This window comes from Flavonifractor porci, assembly GCF_037572415.1.
Taxonomy (GTDB): Bacteria; Bacillota; Clostridia; order Oscillospirales; family Oscillospiraceae; genus Flavonifractor; species Flavonifractor porci.
In genome coordinates, this window is the sequence record NZ_JBBHLB010000016.1 from 43,862 (window position 1) to 61,845 (window position 17,984).

The window sequence follows — 17,984 nt, forward strand, 5'->3', positions numbered from 1 at the left end:
ATCAAAATGAAGGGAACACCACAAATTGTCAAGCACACCTTTGCGGAGGTTGTGCGGAAAGGAAGATGACAGATATGGCAAAAGTCACTTGCTGCCTTTGCGAAAATGTGGCGACCAGTTTCAGTATGTTTCGTATTGCGGATGGGTACATATGTTTTAATTGCGTGACAAAAAGATTGGGCGCTGACACAAAAATACTGGAAAAATATTTCGGAAAACCACAAAAAATGTGGACATCAGAAATGCTCAAGGATTTGGAAAAAGAAAAACGAAAAAAGTGTAATGTATGCGGTCAAGTCTTTTGTTATAGGGAAGGGGACATTGTCCGGGCAATGCGCCAAGAAGATCTTGCGAGGTCATCTCTTATGGCGGGAGTGGCGCATGCGATTAGCGGGTCTGCCGCAGCTGCGGCCACTTATCAAGGTACCGCAATCACGCAGTTAAATGCTACGGATGATGTGAATAAATGTCCTAAATGTCATTCAACGGATTGCCATATCCTTACTGACGAGGAGTGGGCAGAGGAACAGAAGAAAGCCTCAGCTCCTGCAAGCGCCCCGGTTTCCGCCGCTGATGAACTGAAAAAGTTTAAGGAACTGCTGGACATGGGCGTTATCACCCAAGAAGAATTTGACGCAAAGAAAAAGCAACTGTTGGGGTTGTAACTTCTGCATAATCAGAGAGGGCGGGAGCAATCCCGCCCTCTCCTTTTCAATGTCAATAGGCTATACCCCAATGACATATTGAAACGCCCGCATTTTCTGTGTCACACAAGTTGTTTTCTAATATTTGAAATATTTCAAAATAATAATATACCCTATTGACATGCTTTCGGTTTTGTGGTACTATGATACCAGACAGAACGAAAGGGCGTGACACCATGCGGGTAGGATATGTGCGCTGCTCCACCATCGAACAGAACGAGGCGCGGCAGCTTAAAATGATGGAGGAACAGAAGGCCGAAAAGCTGTTCATTGACAAGGCCAGCGGCAAGAATACAGACCGCCGCGCGTTCAAGGAAATGATGGCCTTTGTCCGGGCGGGCGACATGGTTATCGTGGAGAGCATTTCCCGTATCGCCCGCAACACCCGCGACCTGCTTTCCATCGTGTCGGAGCTGACGGAGAAACAGGTGGAGTTTATCAGCCTGAAAGAGAACATCGACACCACCACCCCACAGGGCCGTTTCATGCTGACAGTGTTCGGCGCTCTGGCGGAGCTGGAGCGGGAGAACATCCTGGAGCGGCAGCGTGAGGGCATAGAGATAGCCAAGAGCGAGGGCAAGTACAAGGGGCGGAAACCCCTGGAGGTGGACGAGGCCCAATTCAAAGACGCTTGCAGGCGCTGGAGGGCCGGGGAGATAACGGCCACCGCTGCCATGCAGGAGGTGGGCTTGAAGCCCAATACCTTCTATCGCAGGGTAAAAGAAATGGGCCTGTAAAGGCCCTGGAGAGCGGCGAAAAGCGGCGCGGAAACCGTTGCTTTTCCCGCCTCCGATTAGTACAATGATTTTGAGAATCAAGCGCGTTACACTTGAAAAAATCAAGAGTGTACCGCGAAAAAACCTAGTGTTTTCAATGGGTTGGGCGGGCGCAGCCAAAGTTTGGTATCGCGCTTGAATGGGGTTCAAGAGGCCGCTGGTTCGAATCCAGTCACTCGGACCATCGGAGTATCCATCTGGGTACTCCGATTTTTTATTTTCCAAATTGTTCTGTGATAGTTGTACGGAAACGTGCAACTTTTTGCTTATTTCCCCCTATTTGTAAAGAATGATTTTCTTATACTTTCAAAAGGGGGAATAACTGTTGTACTATAAGCAATGTTTCGGTACAATACAAAAGGGTGCCGGACTACCAAGTTGGGTCAAATGGACACATCATTCAGAAGGCAAAACTCACTGTGAAGAATGTCTGAAATTAGATGGTTGTTGGTTTCAAAAAGAAAAAGCCCCACCTTGTCCACATCATCCTTATTGTCACTGCACATTAGACCCGATTCCTTATGCTGTGGTTTTGATGAATGCAACATCATATAGCGATTACAGCAAATTTGATCCCTATCTATTTGACCCAGAAAATACATATAGACATGGAAAAAATCGAGCATTTGAAAGTTGGGGCTATTCTGTTTCCGATTCCATGTGGCTTAAGAATGAAATTGAGAAACAGGCACTTGAAAAATACCTATCCGGTAACTATACGTTAGGAAAGTTGGATAAACGAGGCCAGCGAATTAATATCAGAGTTACGATTCCCAGAAAAGGCGAATCAGGTAGCGTGTCATTTATTACTGGATGGATGATTATGCCGAACGGAAAACTCAAATTGAATACGCCGTATGGGGGAAAATAAAATGAAGATGATGGACTGTGTAGAAGTGATTGTAGAAAAAGATAGCTATGCAAAAGAAGGCGTTCACAAGGGAATGCAAGGGGTCGTCTGGGAAGAGGAGCCAAAAGACGGTTGCTGGGTCGTTCTCTTTCCTCAATGTGGAGATAAGGAAGATATTGCAGATCTCTACATGAAAGAAGAGGATCTGAAATTAATCCCTGTTATGTCCCCAGATGTGAATGAGCAAATCAAGGCGCAGTTTGATGCACTAGAAAAAGAGAAAAAGGCAGAGGGTATTTCCAATTATATGATTTGATTGGATAAAGCTCTTGCTTGCTGCTTGCAAACCATTGATATGACTGGATTTTTCCAAGTCATATAATTACACTCGGACCATCGGAGTATTCTTCGGGATACTCCGATTTTTTGTAGTCCACCTCTGGTTATGTTGGGAACCTGTTGAGCACCGACACAGCTGATACCATTTTTATATTGATTTTTTATTGACGAAACAGATTTCTCATGTTAAAATGCCACGTCTTTTTGGTCAACAAAATATGGGAGAGGGTCACAATGAAAAGAAGAAGTTTTTTTGCTGTATTCACTGTGCTTTTATCAGTAAGTATCCTGGCTGCGTGTGAACCTGTAAATGAGGGTTCTGCAACACAGTCGAATCCCCCATATTCAAGTTTGCCAGCCAGACAGGAGACGACCGCAAGCTCCAACACATATGCTGTGCTTTCCAATGTATCCCTAAACACTATAACAAACTTATCTGTTTTGGCGGATGTAGGAAGTATACAGGTTAGACGTGGCAATGAATATTCCATTACCGGAGAAAATCTTGTTCAGGATTGGATTTCTATTGAAACGCAGAGTGGAGAATTGACCATACGCTATCAACCGCCTACGCCGGATGATGCAAAAAAAGTTGACACATCAACTCATTTATTTACCATAACGCTTCCGTCTGAACATTCATTGGAGGAAGCCAACTTCAACACGGGGACCGGGGCTCTGACAATTGAAGACTTTTCAACGGAAAAGCTGATTGTCTCTCAAGGTACCGGGAATATGACACTTCGTAACATTTCCGTCCGGTGTTTTGTTGCAGAATGTGGTACAGGAAGCTTCACTGGTGACAATGTGGTATCGAAACGGGACAGCGAACTGTGCGTGGGGATGGGAGAGTTTGTACTTTCAGGGGATCTGTCCGGATTGATCGTGCTGGAAGGCGGGACGGGCGCTGCTACATTAAATTTGGTTCAGCCAAGGGAGAACTATATTGTGCAAGGTGAGTCCTTTGTGAGAAAAATTCTGCTGGACGGTGAGCCTCTGGAAAATTACGGTGATGAATGGGAATTTGACGAGAGTGCAGCTTGGGAAAAGGAATCCTCTGAAAGCCACTCCAAGCCTGCGCAGCAATCCAATGTCAGCGGCCGGAATACCATACAAATCGACGGCGGAGTTGGAAGCGTATCTATCCATTTTGCAGTGACTTATTGAAGGAGAAGAGAAATGCTGATTCCAAAAGGTATTTTGATCGATTGTTTTTGTGTTCTGTTAGGGACCAATATCGGCAGCATGATCAAAAATCATGTTCCAGATCGTATTAAGCAGCCTATGAATGTGATTTTTGGAATTGCAGCCATCGCGATTGGTATGGTATCTCTGATAAAACTCCAGACTTTGCCGGCTGTGCTTTTGGCCCTCATTTTGGGGGCGCTGATAGGTGAAATGATAAGTCTGGATGGTAGAGTAAAGCACCTGTTTCAGACCGTTCTGGATAAGTTGCGTTTCAAGATAACCGGAGACAGAGAGGAATATATGAGGTTTTACCTCATTGTCGCAGTGACCTTTTGCGCCAGTGGGACCAATATTTTCGGCGCAATCAATGAAGGTATTTCCGGTGATTTCACAATCTTGCTTTCCAAAGCGGTGATGGATATTTTTGCCGCCACTATTTTTGCCGCCACCCTCGGCAGAGCTATGAACCTGATTGTTTTACCACAGTTTCTTATTTTGTGTACCTGTTTTTATTGCGCGCAGTTCATTATCCCCTATACAACGCAGGCAATGCTCAATGACTTTATAGCGGTGGGAGGTTTGCTTACCTTTGTTCTTGGCCTGAGCATTGCACAAATCAAGCATATCAGTGCAGTAAATCTTTTGCCTGCGCTGTTTTTGATTTGGCCGTGCTCATGGCTTTTTGGCTTGCTAGCCTAAACAAAGATGTCCGGTGCATACAAAGTGGTACATACTTTGCGGGAAAAAGATACCTGGAGGTTGGGCAGGGACACCAACTCATTGACAGAGTCGGGTGTTAAAATAGAAGGGTAAATTTCCCAACGTATCGCTTTTTTCTGGATCTGTTTATAAAATTGGGCGTAAACAGATGGGTGGCCGCCGAAGATGCGTGCCATATGGAATGCGCTTTGAGCAGAGATGGTTTTGATGAGTTAAGACATTTTGTATCCTGCAAAGAACTGCAAAGTCCAGCCTTGCCAGCGGGCCTCAGAGCGAATGTAGTATGTCTGTTGTCCACGGTATGATCTCAAGTTCCCTATAGATCGACAAGGGTAACAACATGAGATAAAGCCGCTCTTCATGAGAAGTGTACTCAGATCAGGGCGGGGAGCAGATTCAGTTTGCACAGCAGGGTGCAGGTCAGGGCGGCGGCTTCCTCGCGGGTGGTGGCTCCGGCGGGATCGATCTCACCGGGGGCGGCCCAAAGCAGGCCGTCCTCATCCTGTGCCAGCAGCCATACCGATTCCCAGGACCAGGAGGAATAGTTCTGATAATCAGCAGATGCCGCTGTTGGCCTGTCCTGCCAGTTCTGGATCAGATCCAGATCCAGCCTCCTGCCTAGGCGGGACAGGATGGTGATGAACTGCTCGTGGCTCACCGGATCGTTGGGGGCGAAGCGGCCTCCCCCTATACCGTTTACCAGCCCCATGGCGGCCAGAGCATTGACAGCGGGGCCGTACCAATCGTCCATGGACACGTCGGTAAAGGCGCTTTCCCCTTTCGGTACCTTGCAGTTCAGGGCCTGTGCCAGCAGGGTGCAGAGCTGTCCGCGGGTCAGAGATTCCGTGGGACGATAGGTGCCGTCTCCCGCGCCCAGTACCACGCCGTAGGTGGCCAGCAGGCCGATCTCGTCGGCGTAGGGGGACTGGGCGGTATCGGAGAACCCCCGGTGGTCATAGTCGCTGAGGCCGCAGGCGGCTGCCAGATGAGTGGCGCTGGTGGCCTCCCAGCCGTCGCCGGTACCTGTCCGCAGCAGGATTCCGTCGGGCAGAGCCTCCAGCAGCGCGGTAAAGGCAGCGCGGTAGGGGGCGGAGCAGGCCTGCTCCAGATCGATGTACCAGGCGCCGTTCAGATCAATGCGTGCTGTACCGGAGGTGTCCCCCTGAGGCTCTGGACTGGAGAGAAGCACGGCAGCTTCGTCTGCCAGAGACGGGTCCAGCAGCAGGTGCGGCATCACGCCGATGGTGTCGTTGCTGGTACCTGCGGGGCCGAAAAAGCGATAGGCGGTCATTTTCAGAGCGTCGCCCTCGGAGAAAAAGGCAGGAAAGAGGGTGCTGTCCAACAGGATCTGAGCGACTCCTTTTCCGTAGGTGCGATCCCCCACCAGAAGGCCGGAACCGGTATCACGGATGGCGGAGGCAAACAGCTCGGAGGCGCTGGCCGAATAGAAGTTGGTCAGGACGATGAGCGGTTCATCGGTGATCTGGGCGCTCTGACTGCCCTGAGCACTGATGGAGCCGTCTCCTGCCAACATATAGACCAGTTGATCATTGGGGCCGGCAAAATAGCTGATGGTGTTGAGGGCGGCGGTCACTTCTCCGCCTCCATTGTTGCGCAGATCCATGATCCAGTGGTCGGCCTGCCTGCCATAGGTCTCCAAACCCTCCTGCACATGACCGGCGGTTTCAGGACCAAAGGCATCACAGGCCACATAGCCAATGTGGTCCTCCCACAGCTGGGTATAGGCGGTGGGAACCACAAAGGCGCAGCGGGTCAGAGTGACGGTGTGGGCCTGGCCGTCCCGCAGGTAGGTCAGCTGGAAGGAGGTCCCCACCTCGCCGCCCAGCAGAGCGGAGGCCTGGTCCAGACCGATTCCTGCCAAAGACTGGCCGTCTATAGCGGTGATCACGTCTCCCGCCAGCAGACCGCCCGCCTCTGCGGCGGAGCCGGGGATCACACGGACCACCAGCAGACCGGTGTCAGCCAGCTGGATGGAGACGCCGGCGCCCACCAGCTCAGAGTCGGAGAGAGAGGCTTGAAAGGCGGCATAGTCTTCGGCGGTCAAATATTCGGTGTAGGGATCTCCGAGGGCCCGGATGAGTCCGGGCATATCCGTTTGTTCAAATACCTGGTCGGGAAGAGGGTCCAGGTAGTACCAGTTCAGCAGCGTCAGAGCCTGAGAGGGATTGAGGGCCTGAGCGGCGGTTGTCAGCAAAAGGGTTGCGGCCAGTCCGACGGCCGGCAGGCGAAAACGAAGTTTCATAGTACGCCTCCCATAATATTATGTAACCCTATTTTAGTGCAAAGTGGGGACGGGTGCAAGGCCCGTCCCCACTTTGTAGCAATTTGTCATTTTTCCTCCAGATTGCGGAACAATACCGGTCCCTGACGCATGAGCGCCAGAAAGGAGAGGACCGCCGCTGCGGCCAGGATAACGGCGTATACCAGCAGCAGACCAATGCTGCCCAGCGGTTCCAGGAAAAAGAACCACAGCAGGAAAAACAGCAGAACCAGAACCATGGGCAGGAAAGTGGACAGCATGGCGGCGGCCGACTGCTTGACCACCACGGCATCGTTGACGGCGTCCAGCTTGGGGAAGTGGAGGTTGATCCACAGCCCGAAGGGGGCGCACATCAGGGCGAAGAGTAATCCGTCAACCAGCAGGAGTAGCCACTCCGCCGGGGTCAGTACAAAGGCCAGACAGAGCATGAACCACCCCACTGCCAGGCAGGGCAGGATGACCAGCAGCTGGAAAGCTGCCTTCATGCCCAGAATGGTGGTCACCGGCACGGGGGCGCACTGAAGCAGCCAGAGCTGCTTGCCCTCCAGGCTGATGGAGGAGCCGGTGATGGCAACGGTGGACAGACAGAACGCGATGCCTGCCAGCAGCAGGGGGGCCAGAGCCAGACCGTCAGCCATCTCCAAAAATTGTGCGATGGATTCCCGGTAGATCAGAGCGGCTACCCCGGCGCCAGGCAGCAGGAGCAGACCGATGCCGGTGTTGAATACGTAACTGGGAGTGCCGAACCACCGGCGGGCCTCTTTCCGCAGCAGGGCGCCCCGCTGGCTGGAGGAGGACAGCTTGCCCAGCTTATAATCCGAGCGGGTCCGGTGGGTGGACAGCCGGGTGATGATGGCCTTATACTGCCAGGCCAACAGCCACACTACTGCCAGGAAGGGGATCAGGCACAGGGCCCACAGCGCCGCCAGCTGGAGCGGATTTCCGCCGCTCACCCCCTCTGCCAGCAGCAGGAAGGGGCGGCCCCAGCCCTGGAAGAAGGACTGGATGGCGGGAGCGGCATTTTCCATGTTGTTGGCAGCGGCGCTCAGCCAGAAGGAACCCACCAGAATCAGGGCCAGCAGGAGCAGCTGGAGCAGGGTGGAGGCCAGGGCCTTCCGGGAAAACCGGCCGGACAGCCAGGCCAGCACAAAGCCTATAATGAGGGTGAGCAGGGTGGGCAGCAGGTTGAGAAAGAGGGCGGAAACCAGCAGCAGCGGGAGCACTACCCAGCCACCCGGCCCGCCGTACCACAGATAGATCACCCCGGCGGGGAGGAGCACAAAGAGTGTGGACACCAGGTTCTCCAGATAGAGTGCCAGGGTACGGGAGAGCATGAGGATAAAGGGAGAGATGGGCAGGGAGAGCATCAGATCATTGTCCTTGGCTCCATATACCACGCCCTGGGCTGCGAAGAGGGAGAAAAAGAAACCCAGTAGGACCGCCACCAGGGACATGAGCACCAGCAGCAGGGGCAGGGCACCCACCGCCGCCAGCTGTCCGGCCAGCAGGGAACTGTACACCCCGGAGATATAGAGCGACAACCCGGCCAGAAGGGCCAGGGCGCCTATGCCAGAGAAGGAGCGCTTCTTTCGGCCCACCCGCATGGCGGAGAGCAGGGCCCGGAAATTCAGCTTCAGCAGGGCGAGAAATTTAGCCATGCCCGTCTCCCTCCAGTTCCAGGAACACGTCCTCCAGGGTGGAGTCTCCCACCAGTTCAGCAGTATTGCCCATACGGATCAGCTTGCCCTGTTTGATGATAGCCACCCGATGGCACAGCTTTTCAGCCACCTCCAGCACGTGGGTGGAGAAGAATACCGCGCTGCCGGCGGCGCACAGCTCCGCCCAGAACAGTTTGAGCAGGTGGGCCGCCGACGGGTCCAGGCCCACGAAGGGCTCGTCCAAAATGAGCAGCTTGGGCTGGCGGATGAGGGCGGAGATGAGGGCCAGCTTCTGCTTCATGCCGTGGGAGTAGCTGCCGATGGGGCTGCCCAGATTGCCGGTGAGCTGAAAAGCATCGCCGTACCTGGCGATGAGATTCTGACGGGTATCCCCGGAGATCTCGTATAGATCGGCGATGAAATTGAGAAACTGGATGCCGGTGAGAAATTCATAGAGGTCGGGGTTGTCGGGCAGGAAGGCGGTGACCTTCTTGGCGGCCAGGGCGTCGGTGCGGACGTTGTGCCCGTCAATGGTGATGGTGCCCTCTGTAAAGTCCATGACGCCGGCCACCGCCCGAAGGGTGGTAGTCTTACCCGCGCCGTTGTGGCCGATGAACCCGAAGATCTCACCGGGAGAAACATGGAGGCTCAGGTCGTCCACCGCCCGCTTGCCACCGGGATAGGTCTTGGAAAAGCGTTCGATGTGCAGCATGGCTTATCCCTCCAGAATTTTGACGGCGGTGCCGTAGGCGGTGATCTCCGCCGCCCCCTGCATGATAGAGGCGGAAGTATAGCGTACGCCCACCACAGCGTCGGCCCCCATGGCCTCGGCGTCATCCACCATGCGCTTGGTGGCGATCTGGCGGGCCTCGGTGAGCATTTTGGTGTAGCTCTCGATCTCTCCGCCAACCAAGGTCTTCATACCAGCCATAAAGTCCTTGCCGAAATGCTTGGACTGGACCACGCTGCCCTTGACGATACCAAGGGCCTGGATCTCTTTGCCGGGGATGTACTCAATATTTAGAAGCAGCATTTTCTTCTCCTCCTTGAATTTGTTTGATGCGCTGGATCAGAGCCAGCAGAACCCCGATGATGAACACAGCCGGGATGAGGGTGAGCGCCACCACCACCGGCAGCGGGGGCGCTTCGGTGGGGAAGGCCACGGCGGCCCACACCAGCAGAGCCATGACGCCGCCCATCAGAACCACGAACAGCAGGGCGCATACCACCGGGGGGATGTAGTGGGTGACGGTATCTTTTTTATGGATGTTCACAAAGCGAGTCCCCTCTCCTTCCATACGCTCCATTTCCGACAGCCACCGGTCCGCGTCCAGATCGGCCAGCTGCTGGCCGGCGTCGGCCAATGTCTGGCACAGGGTCCGGATGGTGGCCAGGTTGGCCTGCTCCCGCTCCAGCTGGATGATGTGCCGCAGCAGACCATCGTCCAGGGTCAGGATGCCCTGCTGCATTTTTCGGATCTCCTCCATGGGTACGTCCAGTTTGCGCAGCAGCTTGATCTTGCGCAGGGCCTCCACATCGGCTTCGGTGTAGTCCCGGTAGCCGTTGTCCGCATTTCGTCCGGGGTTCAGCAGCCCCTCTTTTTCATAAAAGCGGATGTTGCGCTTGGTGACGCCCACCAGCTGCTCCACCTCGTTTATTTTCACACCCCTCACCTCCAACGTTAACAGGGTATACCCTCTACCAGGTGCAAAGTCAAGAAAAAAATACGATGTTGTACATATTCCCACGGCTGACGGACATAATGGAGGGAAAGGAGGCGCGTACCATGGACATGACCAATGAGGAGTACAGCCGCTATGTGGCCGGGATGGCAAAGCCCTCTCCCCTGTGGAAGGATCTGATCTGGGCCTTTCTGGTGGGCGGTTTGATCTGTACCCTGGGACAGGGTTTGAGCGACCTGTACCAGAGCTGGGGGGTCGATAAGACCGACGCGGGGACGGCGGTGTCCGTCACGCTGATTTTCCTTTCCGCCTTTTTCACCGCCCTGGGGTGGTTTGACAAGCTGGCCCAGCACGCCGGAGCAGGTACCCTGGTGCCCATCACCGGCTTTGCCAACGCGGTAGCCTCTCCCGCTCTGGAATTCAAAAATGAGGGATTGGTGCTGGGGGTAGGCGCCCGGATGTTTATCATTGCCGGGCCGGTTATCGTCTACGGCCTGGTGGCCAGCGTGATCTACGGGATGATCCTGGTGCTTCTGGGTTATGGCTAATCTGCTACAAGGCGGCAAAAGGGAGAAATAAAAAATAGTATAAAACAAACAAAAAAGACTTGACAAACGGCATACCGAATAGTATACTAAAGCCAGAAAGAAAGAGGTGAACCCAATGGGCTAGTAAAGTCCAAATCATCAAAGCCTCAACGCAAAAGGAAAAGGAACGGTTCGTTTTAGGCAACACGTGTTCCCAACAAACTCATTGAAGCGAGGAGACCCGGAAACCTCAGATGCGAAGTTCGCTGAAGACGGAAATCAGGGTAGTACGTTGCAGGAGACAGTGATCCAGGCGAATCCCAAAACCGAGTCCTTCCCAATGCGTGGCAAATCTATAGAAAGTAGAGGTAGACCAAGTGATTGAACCCCAGATCGAAAAGTAGCCCCCCGGTCACGATGGATGGCCGGGGGGTTGTGCTGTTTCTGGGTAAAATGTGGTAAACCTCTCAATATAAATTGTCCCCCCGGCATTACCGGGGGGACAATTTATATTTCTGGGAATTTAGCGCAGCACGGCACCCAGTTCCTTCTCCAGGGCGGTCAAGATGCTCTTCACGTCCTCATCGGCCATTCCCTCAAACGCTTTGCGTTTGAGGGGCCCATGGGCAGATTAAATTTGCGCGGCGGAAGTAAATTCCGCCTTGCGCCAAGGTCCCGGCCGTAGCCGGGACACTTGTACATGCTGCCGCGCGGACCCCGCTGTGCGGGGACGAGGAGGCCGAATAACCTCAGCGCAGCACAGCACCCAGTTCCTTCTCCAGGGTGGTCAAGATGCTCTTCACGTCCTCATCGGCCATTCCCTCAAACGCTTTGCGTTTGAGGGGCCCATGGGCAGATTAAATTTGCGCGGCGGAAGTAAATTCCGCCTTGCGCCAAGGTCCCGGCCGTAGCCGGGACACTTGTACGTGCTGCCGCGCGGACCCCGCTGTGCGGGGACGAGGAGGCCGAATAACCTCAGCGCAGTACAGCACCCAGTTCCTTCTCCAGGGTGGTCAAGATGCTCTTCACGTCCTCATCGGCCTCCTCGCTGGTGAGGGAGCGGTCGTCGGCCCGGAGGACCAGGTTGAAGGCCACGGACTTCTTGCCTTCGTCCACGCCCTTGCCGCGGTAGATGTCGAAGAGCTTGCACTCCTTCAGCAGGCCCTTGGCTCCCTTGCGGATGCAGGCCTCCAGAGCGCCTACGGTCACTGCCTCATCGCACACCACGGCGATGTCGCGGGTGAGGTTGGGGAACTTGGGCAGGGGCACGTACTCAGGATCGGCGCCCTCGGCGGCCATGAGTGCGTTCAGCTCCAGTTCAGCGCAGTAGAACTGAGCGTCCACCCCGTAGTTCTGAGCCACCAGGGGATGGACCTGCCCCAGCACACCGATGCGCTGGTTGCTGGCGTACACATCAGCCACCCGACCGGGGTGATAGGAGGGATTGGTCACGCTGGGGACCTCGAAGTGGACGTCCCCGGCCCGCAGGTCCTTGAGAATGGCCTCCACGCAGCCCTTGAGGGCGTAGAAGTCCATATCGCTGCCATAGGCGCCCATGGACAGCACCTTGTTCTCCACGGCCAGACCGTCCTCGCCGCCGGGCAGGTAGATGCGGCCTACCTCATAGAGGCGTACGTTCTGGTTGCGGTAGTTGTAGTTCCGGGTCAGGATCTCCAGCATGGAGGGCAGCACGGTGGTACGCATGATGGAGGTATCCTCGCCCAGGGGGTTGAGGATCTTGAGGGACTGGCGGCGGGCATCGTCGGCCTCCCAGCGGATCTTGTCATAGCAGGTGGGGGAGATGAAGGAGTAGGTGATGATCTCGTCATATCCCATGGCCCGACAGAGAGAACCCAGCTGGCGCTCCAGCTTCTCCTCCACAGAGAAACCGCCCAGGGTGGTCTGGCCCCGCATGAGGGTGATGGGGATGTTGTTGTATCCGTGGAACCGGGCCACTTCCTCGGCCAGGTCGGCCATGCCGATCACGTCGCCGCGCCAGGAGGGTACGGTGACCTGATCGCCTTCCACCTGGAAGTTCAGCTTCTTCAGGATGGACACCATCTCGCTCTCGGTGATGTCGGTGCCCAGCAGGCCGTTGATCTTCTCCGGCTCCAGCTTGAGGACACGGGGCTGGGGCACGTAGTTGAGGATGTCAATGGTACCGTCCAGCACCTCGCCGGCGCCCAGCAGCTCTACCAGCTCGCAGGCGCGGTTGACGGCGGGCAGGGTGTTCAGGGGGTCCAGACCCTTCTCGAACTTGGCGGAGGCCTCGGTACGCATACCCAGGGCCAGGGCGCCCTTGCGGATGCAGGTGCCGTCGAAGCAGGCGGACTCAAAGACCACGTCCACGGTGTCGTCCACGATCTCGCTGTTCTCGCCGCCCATGATGCCGGCAAGGCCCACGGCCCGGTTCTCGTCGGCAATGACCAGATGGTTGGCGTTGAGCTTGCGCACCTGACCGTCCAGGGTGGTGAGCTCCTCGCCCTCCACAGCACGGCGGACGATGATCTTGCCGCCGGTCACATAACGGTAGTCAAAAGCGTGCATGGGCTGGCCATACTCCAGCATGACATAGTTGGTGATGTCCACGATGTTGTTAATGGGACGCACACCCATGGCACGCAGCCGTTCCCGCATCCACTTGGGGGAGGGGGCGATCTTCACGTTGCGCACCATCCGGGCGGTGTAGCGGGGGCACAGATCGGAAGCCGGAGTCTCCACATCGAGCAGCTCCATCAGGCTGCCGTTCCCGCCGCCCTTGACCACAGGCTCGTGAAGAGTGAGGGGGGCGTCGAAGGTAGCGGCGGCCTCCCGGGCCAGACCGATGACGGACAGGCAGTCGGGGCGGTTGGGGGTGATCTCAAACTCTACCACATGGTCGTCCAAACCGATGACCGGCTTGATGTCGTCGCCGGGCTTGCAGTCCTCGTTCAGCACGAAAATACCGTCGGGGATGCAGTGGGGGAACTCGGCCTGCTGGGCGTGGAGATCCTCCAGGGTGCAGATGCTATTGCTTTTGGTGTTGTAGGCCACCAGGTCCTCCTCGTGGAGGTTGGGGCAGGCGGTGGAGACGGTAGCAGTGCCGTCGCCGGTATCCAGAGCGATGTCATAGGTGGAATAGCCGGTGGTGGTGACGCCGGTCACCTTGGCGCACACCACGGGGCCATAGATCTTGTGGCCGGGCTGGATGTCGGCAGGGATGGAGGGCTTGTCCTTGTCCAGGGGGTGATAGTCACCCAGAATGGCGGCGGGGACGATGGCAGCGTAGGGGAAGTCGCGGGTGTCCAGACCCAGTTCCGCCAGGCCGCAGAACATACCGTTGGACACCGCGCCGCGCAGCTTACCCTTCTGGATCTTTACGCCGCCGGGCAGGGTGGACTTGTGGAGGGCCACCGGCATCAGGTCGCCAGGATGGATGTTCCAGGCGCCGGTGACGATTTGGATGGGCTCGTCCTGCGCCGCGTCCACCTGACAGATCCACATATGATCGGAATCGGGGTGGCGCTCCATGGAAAGCAGGCGGCCCACCACCACGTTGGAGATCTCCTCTCCCAGGTCGTGGGTCAGCTCCACCTTGGAGCCGGACAAGGTCATGGCCTCGGCAAATTCCTTGTCGTCGGCAGTCACAGTGACAAATTCATTTAACCATTTTCTGCTCAGATTCATTGCTTTACACCCCTTTCTCAGAACTGCTCCAGGAACCGCACGTCGTTTTCAAAGATGAGTCGCAGGTCGGCGATCTTGAACCGGCGCATGGCCGTACGCTCCAGGCCGATGCCAAAGGCCCAGCCGGAGTATACGTTGGGGTCGATGCCGCTCATCTCCAGCACACGGGGGTGGATCATGCCCGCGCCCAGCAGCTCGATCCAGCCCTCGCCCTTACAGGTGGGGCAGCCCACGCCGCCGCACTTGTGGCACTGGACGTCCATCTCGCAGGAGGGCTCGGTAAAGGGGAAGTGGTGGGGACGGAACCGGGTCTTGGTGCCCTTGCCGTACAGCTGCTCCACCACGGTGTTCAGAGTGCCCTTCAGGTCGGCCATGGTGACGCCTTTGTCGATGACCATGCCCTCCACCTGATGGAACATGGGGGAGTGGGTGGCGTCCACCTCGTCCTTGCGGTACACACGGCCGGGGGCGATGATGCGGATGGGCAGTTCCATGGTGTCCATGGCCCGGACCTGCATGGGGGAGGTCTGGGAACGGAGCATCACACGGCTGTCCTCGTCAAAGTAGAAGGTGTCCGACCAGTCGCGGGAGGGGTGGCCCTCCTCGGCGTTGAGGCGGTCAAAGTTCAGCTTGGCCAGCTCCACCTCGGGGCCGTCCAGCACAGTGAAGCCCATGCCGATGAAGATCTCCTTGATCTCATCCAGGGCGATATACATGGGGTGGCGGTGGCCGGTCTTGACAGCCTTGCCGGGGACGGTGATGTCCAGGGCCTCAGCCTTCAGCTGGTCCTCCAGGGCCTTGGCCTCCAGTTCCTTGCCCTTGGCCTCCAGGGCGTGCTCCAGGGCGGAGCGGACCTCGTTGGCCAGCTGACCCATGGCGGGACGCTCCTCGGCGGACAGCTTGCCCATCATTTTCAGAACGGCAGTGAGTTCACCCTTCTTACCCAGGTACTTCACCCGCAGGGCGTCCAGCTCCTGAGCATTGCCGGCGCCGTCCAGTGCGGCCAGTGCTTCCCGGCGTATGGTTTCCAGTGTTTCCTTCATATTCGCAGCTCCTTTTGCAGTGATACGATTTGTAAACAAAAAAGCCTTCCATCCCAATCCATTGGGACGAAAGGCAAACCTTCCGCGGTACCACCCGCAATTCCCGCACGCGGCGGGCACTTTGGCCCCGGTAACGTGGGGCGAATCCGTCCCTGTCTCCAGGGCCGCTCCAGGACGAACCGAACGGGCCAACCCCACATCCGCTTTCAGCCGGTGACGGACGCTCTCTGCCGGGCGGGGGACCGCTCTTTTTCCCTTCTTCGCAAGTAACATTATTTATAGCACAGTTTGACAGAAAGTGCAAGATTAAAATTGACGGAACGGGGCAGACAGCATATAATGGGTCTGCCTGAAAGAAAGAACCAAAGAACAGGAGTGTGGATGAGTATGCGGATCGCCACAGCGCAGCAGATGCGGGAGACCGACCGGATCGCCATTCAGGAGCGGGGGATTTCCTCCACCGACCTGATGGAGCGGGCAGCGGCGGCTCTGGCCGAGGAGGTCATGAACCTGGCGGGAGACTGCGCCGGACGGGTGGTGTGCTTCTGCGGACCGGGTAATAACGGCGGCGACGGCGTGGCCTGCGCCCGGCAGCTGCTGGAGGCGGGATTTGAAGTGCGGTGTATCCTGGTGGGCAGCCGGGAGAAGATGACCCAGGATACCAGAGCCATGGAGGCCCGCCTGGCGGCGGCAGGGGGGAAGCTGGAGCCCTTCCAGCCAGACGATGCTTCTTTTGCAGCCTGGTGCCTGGAGGCCAGTGTGATGGTGGACGCCCTCTTCGGCGTCGGCTTGAACAGCGAGGTGCGGGGAGACGCCCTTACCGCCATTCATATGATGAATACCTGTGCCATTCCAGTGGTATCGGCTGACATTCCCAGCGGGGTGGATACTGACACCGGCCGGGTGCTGGGGGCGGCGGTACGGGCTGCCCGTACTGTCACCTTTACCATGCCCAAGGCAGGTCACTATGTGGGCAAAGGGGGACTGTGTACCGGCGAACTGACGGTGGCTGATATTGGGATTCCCAAGGACCTGGTGGATGCTCTGGATTGCCCGGTGAGTACCGTGGAGGCCGTTGAGGTGAAGCTGCCCCGCCGGTCCCGGGACGCCCATAAAGGAGACTTTGGGCGGTGCGCCATTTTGGGCGGCAGTGTGGGCTATACCGGGGCTCCGGTGCTGGCGGCACAGGCCGCGGTACGCTCTGGCGCGGGGTTGGTATCGGTGGGGGTGCCTACCCCCATTTGGGCGGTAGCCGCCGCAAAGCTGGACGAGGCCATGCCCTATCCCCTGCCGGCAGGCAAGGAGGGGCAGCTGTCTTTGGAGGCTGGAGAGGTGATCCATCATAAGCTGGCGGGCTATGGTGTATGCCTCATCGGCCCTGGCTTGGGCCGGGGAAACGGCGTGGCGGCCGTGGTACGCCACCTGCTGCATGAGATCCATATCCCTGTCATTTTGGATGCCGACGGCATAAACGCTTTGACGGGACATATAGATGTACTGGACGCCCGGCAGGGCCTTCACACGGTGCTCACTCCCCACGACGGGGAGTTTGCCCGGCTGGGAGGCGATCTGTCCGACGGAGACCGTCTGGGAGCAGCCCGGCGCTTTGCCATGGAACACACCTGCTGTCTGGTGCTCAAGGGCCACCGCACCATCACCGCCTTCCCTGACGGTACTGCCTACATCAACACCACCGGCAATCCCGGTATGGCCAAGGGAGGCAGCGGCGATGTGCTGGCGGGAGTGATCCTCTCCCTGCTGGGACAGGGCCTGCCCGCCCGGCAGGCCGTGCCTATGGCGGTGTGGCTCCACGGCGCGGCCGGTGATCTGTGTGCCCGGGAGATCGGAGAGTACGGCATGACGCCTACCGACGTGGTGGCAGCTCTGCCCCGGGTGATCAAGGAATCTGTGGAATAATAGTGGAATAAAGGGGGAGACGGAGTGCGCCGCCGATTTGGTTCGTGCGTACTGACGATAACCCTGTGCCTGGCTCTGGCCGCCTGCGGCGGCGGAGTTACCGGCGCAGAACAGCTGGCACTGGATATCCGGGGCGAATATCTGGCCATGGAGGGCTGTGCCGCCCAACTAACCGTGACCGCCGACTACGGACAGCGGGTCTATGAGTACGGGTTGGATCTGGAGTACCGGTGGGAAGGGGAGAGCGTACTCACCGTTACCAGCCCAGACGCCGTGGCTGGAGTGACCGCCCGGCTGAAGGACGGCAGCGGATATCTGGAATACGACGGGGTGTGGGTTGAGACCGGCCCCCTGGACGACAGCGGCATGAGTCCCATGGACGCGGTTCCCGTTTTGCTGCGCTACGCTGCCCAGGGCTTTATAGCCGAGTGTGCCATGGAGGAGACCGGAGAGGGACAGGTCCTGCGGATGATCTGCCGGGACCCGGAAGGTCAGGCGGGGGAAGGGGAGGAATGCTCCCTCTGGTTTGATCCGGCCAGCCACGCCCTTCTTCGGGGAGAGTTGTCCCAGGATGGCTTTACCGTGATCCGGTGCGACTTTTCTGGTTTTGAAAGGATAGAATAAGTACAGCGG

The 17,984-nt window shown here is 57.0% G+C and carries 16 protein-coding genes and 1 tRNA gene; 10 read left to right on the plus strand and 7 right to left on the minus strand.

The genetic code is table 11. From position 1 onward, the window contains the following. Nucleotides 1-74 precede the first annotated feature (74 nt). The 7 genes from WHJ28_RS13065 (at nt 75) to WHJ28_RS13095 (ending at nt 4,556) form a co-directional block, all read left to right on the plus strand. Nucleotides 75-665 carry an SHOCT domain-containing protein gene (locus WHJ28_RS13065; RefSeq protein WP_340042512.1) on the plus strand — a complete coding sequence of 197 codons (591 nt, stop codon included), beginning with the start codon at nt 75-77 and terminating at the stop codon, nt 663-665. 215 nt (nt 666-880) lie between these two features. Beyond that, on the plus strand, nt 881-1,441 hold the full coding sequence (locus tag WHJ28_RS13070; protein WP_340042513.1) for a recombinase family protein: 561 nt from the start codon (nt 881-883) through the stop codon (nt 1,439-1,441). 145 nt (nt 1,442-1,586) lie between these two features. Next, nucleotides 1,587-1,664 (plus strand) — tRNA-Pro (locus WHJ28_RS13075). A gap of 141 nt (nt 1,665-1,805) precedes the next feature. Continuing rightward, a complete protein-coding gene (locus WHJ28_RS13080; protein ID WP_340042514.1) occupies nt 1,806-2,351 on the plus strand; it encodes a DUF6883 domain-containing protein in 546 nt (181 codons plus the stop codon). A 1-nt stretch (nt 2,352) separates the two neighbouring features. After that, nucleotides 2,353-2,646 carry a hypothetical protein gene (locus WHJ28_RS13085; RefSeq protein ID WP_193537463.1) on the plus strand — a complete coding sequence of 98 codons (294 nt, stop codon included), beginning with the start codon at nt 2,353-2,355 and terminating at the stop codon, nt 2,644-2,646. A 257-nt stretch (nt 2,647-2,903) separates the two neighbouring features. Beyond that, nucleotides 2,904-3,836, plus strand: coding sequence for a hypothetical protein (locus tag WHJ28_RS13090; protein WP_340042515.1), 933 nt, complete (start codon nt 2,904-2,906; stop codon nt 3,834-3,836). A gap of 12 nt (nt 3,837-3,848) precedes the next feature. After that, complete coding sequence (locus WHJ28_RS13095) at nt 3,849-4,556, plus strand: DUF554 domain-containing protein (protein WP_340042516.1); 708 nt, start codon at nt 3,849-3,851, stop codon at nt 4,554-4,556. Between the two features lie 394 nt (nt 4,557-4,950). Here WHJ28_RS13095 and WHJ28_RS13100 read toward each other — a convergent pair whose 3' ends face one another. From WHJ28_RS13100 to WHJ28_RS13120, 5 genes are all read right to left on the minus strand, one after another. Further along, complete coding sequence (locus WHJ28_RS13100) at nt 4,951-6,840, minus strand: S41 family peptidase (RefSeq protein ID WP_340042517.1); 1,890 nt, start codon at nt 6,838-6,840, stop codon at nt 4,951-4,953. Between the two features lie 86 nt (nt 6,841-6,926). Further along, a complete protein-coding gene (locus WHJ28_RS13105; protein ID WP_340042518.1) occupies nt 6,927-8,516 on the minus strand; it encodes a hypothetical protein in 1,590 nt (529 codons plus the stop codon). Continuing rightward, nucleotides 8,509-9,228 (minus strand): ABC transporter ATP-binding protein, encoded by a 720-nt coding sequence (locus tag WHJ28_RS13110; RefSeq protein WP_340042519.1) that lies wholly within the window; start codon nt 9,226-9,228, stop codon nt 8,509-8,511. Before WHJ28_RS13110 ends, WHJ28_RS13105 begins: the two co-directional genes overlap by 8 nt. A gap of 3 nt (nt 9,229-9,231) precedes the next feature. Continuing rightward, nucleotides 9,232-9,549, minus strand: a complete 318-nt coding sequence (locus tag WHJ28_RS13115) for a YbjQ family protein (protein ID WP_340042520.1) — start codon at nt 9,547-9,549, stop codon at nt 9,232-9,234. Beyond that, the gene (locus WHJ28_RS13120; RefSeq protein ID WP_340042521.1) at nt 9,530-10,180 is read right to left on the minus strand and encodes a MerR family transcriptional regulator; all 651 of its coding nucleotides are present in this window, start codon (nt 10,178-10,180) and stop codon (nt 9,530-9,532) included. Before WHJ28_RS13120 ends, WHJ28_RS13115 begins: the two co-directional genes overlap by 20 nt. Before the next feature lie 122 nt (nt 10,181-10,302). Between WHJ28_RS13120 and spoVAC the strand changes: the two genes are divergently transcribed. Beyond that, a complete protein-coding gene (gene spoVAC / locus WHJ28_RS13125) occupies nt 10,303-10,746 on the plus strand; it encodes a stage V sporulation protein AC (RefSeq protein ID WP_340042522.1) in 444 nt (147 codons plus the stop codon). A gap of 954 nt (nt 10,747-11,700) precedes the next feature. Here spoVAC and pheT read toward each other — a convergent pair. After that, nucleotides 11,701-14,391: a phenylalanine--tRNA ligase subunit beta gene (gene pheT / locus WHJ28_RS13130; RefSeq protein ID WP_340042523.1), complete on the minus strand. Its 2,691-nt coding sequence runs from the start codon at nt 14,389-14,391 to the stop codon at nt 11,701-11,703. 17 nt (nt 14,392-14,408) lie between these two features. Continuing rightward, complete coding sequence (gene pheS, locus WHJ28_RS13135) at nt 14,409-15,434, minus strand: phenylalanine--tRNA ligase subunit alpha (RefSeq protein WP_340042524.1); 1,026 nt, start codon at nt 15,432-15,434, stop codon at nt 14,409-14,411. 381 nt (nt 15,435-15,815) lie between these two features. Between pheS and WHJ28_RS13140 the strand changes: the two genes are divergently transcribed. After that, the gene (locus tag WHJ28_RS13140) at nt 15,816-17,351 is read left to right on the plus strand and encodes an NAD(P)H-hydrate dehydratase (RefSeq protein ID WP_340042525.1); all 1,536 of its coding nucleotides are present in this window, start codon (nt 15,816-15,818) and stop codon (nt 17,349-17,351) included. Nucleotides 17,352-17,375: 24 nt separating this feature from the next. Further along, the gene (locus tag WHJ28_RS13145) at nt 17,376-17,975 is read left to right on the plus strand and encodes a hypothetical protein (RefSeq protein WP_340042526.1); all 600 of its coding nucleotides are present in this window, start codon (nt 17,376-17,378) and stop codon (nt 17,973-17,975) included. Nucleotides 17,976-17,984: the final 9 nt, after the last annotated feature.

Bases quoted from the DNA above. Each gene is read 5' to 3' on its own strand.
- WHJ28_RS13065 (WP_340042512.1), top strand. From the start codon at position 75: ATGGCAAAAGTCACTTGCTGCCTTTGCGAAAATGTGGCGACCAGTTTC.
- WHJ28_RS13070 (WP_340042513.1), top strand. From the start codon at position 881: ATGCGGGTAGGATATGTGCGCTGCTCCACCATCGAACAGAACGAGGCG.
- WHJ28_RS13085 (WP_193537463.1), top strand. From the start codon at position 2,353: ATGAAGATGATGGACTGTGTAGAAGTGATTGTAGAAAAAGATAGCTAT.
- WHJ28_RS13090 (WP_340042515.1), top strand. From the start codon at position 2,904: ATGAAAAGAAGAAGTTTTTTTGCTGTATTCACTGTGCTTTTATCAGTA.
- WHJ28_RS13095 (WP_340042516.1), top strand. From the start codon at position 3,849: ATGCTGATTCCAAAAGGTATTTTGATCGATTGTTTTTGTGTTCTGTTA.
- WHJ28_RS13100 (WP_340042517.1), bottom strand. From the start codon at position 6,840: ATGAAACTTCGTTTTCGCCTGCCGGCCGTCGGACTGGCCGCAACCCTT.
- WHJ28_RS13105 (WP_340042518.1), bottom strand. From the start codon at position 8,516: ATGGCTAAATTTCTCGCCCTGCTGAAGCTGAATTTCCGGGCCCTGCTC.
- WHJ28_RS13110 (WP_340042519.1), bottom strand. From the start codon at position 9,228: ATGCTGCACATCGAACGCTTTTCCAAGACCTATCCCGGTGGCAAGCGG.
- WHJ28_RS13115 (WP_340042520.1), bottom strand. From the start codon at position 9,549: ATGCTGCTTCTAAATATTGAGTACATCCCCGGCAAAGAGATCCAGGCC.
- spoVAC (WP_340042522.1), top strand. From the start codon at position 10,303: ATGGACATGACCAATGAGGAGTACAGCCGCTATGTGGCCGGGATGGCA.
- pheT (WP_340042523.1), bottom strand. From the start codon at position 14,391: ATGAATCTGAGCAGAAAATGGTTAAATGAATTTGTCACTGTGACTGCC.
- pheS (WP_340042524.1), bottom strand. From the start codon at position 15,434: ATGAAGGAAACACTGGAAACCATACGCCGGGAAGCACTGGCCGCACTG.
- WHJ28_RS13140 (WP_340042525.1), top strand. From the start codon at position 15,816: ATGAGTATGCGGATCGCCACAGCGCAGCAGATGCGGGAGACCGACCGG.